At 52.2% G+C, this 2,339-nt stretch carries 2 protein-coding genes; one reads left to right on the top strand and one right to left on the bottom strand.

Annotated elements, in window-relative coordinates; translation table 11 throughout:
• Positions 1–297 precede the first annotated feature (297 nt).
• On the top strand, positions 298–1,455 hold the full coding sequence (locus B0E41_RS00095; protein WP_216350711.1) for a DNA cytosine methyltransferase: 1,158 nt from the start codon (positions 298–300) through the stop codon (positions 1,453–1,455).
• A 2-nt stretch (positions 1,456–1,457) separates the two neighbouring features.
• Here B0E41_RS00095 and B0E41_RS26360 read toward each other — a convergent pair whose 3' ends face one another.
• Positions 1,458–2,246, bottom strand: coding sequence for an O-methyltransferase (locus tag B0E41_RS26360; protein WP_363349943.1), 789 nt, complete (start codon positions 2,244–2,246; stop codon positions 1,458–1,460).
• Positions 2,247–2,339: the final 93 nt, after the last annotated feature.

The raw sequence follows: 2,339 nt of genomic DNA on the forward strand, positions 1-2,339 counted from the left end.
AGCCGGTCTGGGACGGTTCCTGTGGGCCGTGCGGTGAATAGGGGAATGGGTCTGCAGGCGGAAGATTGAGAAACCGCCGGACAGCGATGGCCCGGACGTCAAAGAGAGGCCAGGTTTTGAGAATGGCCGAAAGTCGCTCGTCCTGCGGCAGTTGCGGTCGTTGGCCGAGCAGTGCTCACAGAACGGTGCAACGCACGACTCACGCTTGGAACCCTCTCTTCCTCCTCAATTTTCAAGACGGCTGCCCAGAGGCATCATGAAGATGCGAGTCTCATAAAATAACTTTAAAAGGATTACATGGCAAAGATAGAAGTAGTTGATCTGTTCTGTGGGGCTGGCGGACTGTCTCTTGGAGCTGCGCGCTCGGGCTTTACCTTGGCTGCGGGGGTGGAGCTCGACGGGCATGCTCATAAAACCCATACGTTAAATTTCCCGTTGTCAAAGCATTTGCAACTGGACGTTGGCAAGCTTTCAGGCTCGCAAATGCTCGCGGCAGCTGGGGTGCAAATAGGAGCGTTGGGAGGGCTCATCGGTGGCCCGCCGTGCCAAGGTTTTAGTTCTATCGGTCGAAAAGACCCCAACGATGCGCGCAACGACTTGTTCGGTCACTTCATGCGGTTAGTGGCGGAAACTCAGCCCGCTTTCTTTCTCGCGGAAAACGTTCCAGGGATATTGCTGAAAAAAAATGCCGTTGCATTGAAGAAGGCACTCCGGAATGTGCCCGCTCACTATCACATGCTTGCCCCGTTAGAGGTGGATGCCAGCTTGCATGGTGCGCCAACCAATCGCACCCGGGTATTTTTTATCGGCGTGGATGGCCGCAGGCTACCTGCAATGCAAGTACAAGCCTTTGCACCTGCTGCCAATGTGCGAAGTGTTTCCGTAAAGGACGCTCTGGCAGGTCTAAGTCTTGACGTGGACCCTAACCCACCGCCTGACCAATACGTATGGACCCCCGTCGGAGAGTTGCCTGCCGGTGCGTTCTATACCCGCGTGCAAAACCGCATTCCTAAAGGGGTCGGTGACCTTGCGACAATCACGCGCTACAAGATAGCTCGCGAGGTCAGTGGGCATATTGGTACGCTCCATGCACCCGAAATCGCCGAACGTTACGGCGCACTAGCCCCAGGCGAAAAAGACGGCGTTTCCCGCTCGGTTCGGTTGAAAAATGATGGTTTTTGCCACACCTTGCGAGCCGGAACTGGGCCGGAAAAGGGTAGCTATCAGGCCGTTCGACCGATTCATCCTACGGAGCCCCGTGTCATCACGCCGCGCGAAGCTGCTCGCTTGCAAGGTTTTCCTGATTGGTTTTTACTTCCGCAAACCAAGTGGCACAGCTTCCGACAAATCGGGAATAGCGTCTCTCCGCTTGTGGCAGAGGCCGTGCTAACCGTGCTATATCGTCATCTGGAGCAATATTTACAGCTGCCCCAAGAGTTTGCAGCAGCGGCGTAAATCTACAAAATCACCCTTGAAAAGTGGGGGTATTGACGATAATATTTGGCATAGTTTGAAAGCTCCCCGTCATTCGCTCCCGGCACAAATCCAAGATGTTTTTTGAGGTGATCAGCGGGATTTTTGACTGCCTCTTCGTCAATAGGTAGACATTCATCCAGTTTCATTCGCTCTTTTGCTGACAATGCTGGCATATTAATCGACATAGGGGGAGTCCATTCGAGATTGGCAAATGGCCACTTGTCTAGGCGAGAATTTGCAATGAACTGCTTAACTCTCGCATCATCGCTGGCCTTGAATACCATACCGGTTATGGTCAGCATGGTTTGACCGTCGGCGTAAGAAAAAGTCGATAGCGGATGAAAGTATAATTCCGTATTGCGCGCACTGAGGTCGTGCAGGCTATTTTGAACACACCGCTGTAGCGTGGTTGGGTAGTTCTTCGTTTGAAAGTCTTTGTCAGTCAGATCTGCTGGTGCAAAGGTAGGTATTCGAGCTCGTAGAGTTTCACGTCGTTTAACTGCTCTTTGTATCTCAGGAATCTCTGAAAACTGTCCAAGCCCAAGAGTGCTAGCGTTTAGCGTGATTTTTGCAACGTCATAGGTATCCAGCTTCGCTACGACTCCATGAAACTCGTTGAGTTGTTCATTCAAGTCTTCTGCAGAGGTGTAATCCAACCAAACAACAGTACCTTTTTCGCTGAAATTATGTGTGCGAAAAAATTCACTGCTGTCCTTGCAGTGGGGCTGTATGAACTTAGGGAACGTCTGCAGAACCGTCGCCACTGGCACGGGATGTGCGAGATTGACGTTATGAAACAGATGAGCCTGAGCGAGAGCGGATTCGAGCGCAAGACCAAGAGAACGCGCAAGCGCGAGTTCCTC

This window comes from Hydrogenophaga sp. A37, assembly GCF_002001205.1.
Classification (GTDB): Bacteria; Pseudomonadota; Gammaproteobacteria; order Burkholderiales; family Burkholderiaceae_C; genus Hydrogenophaga.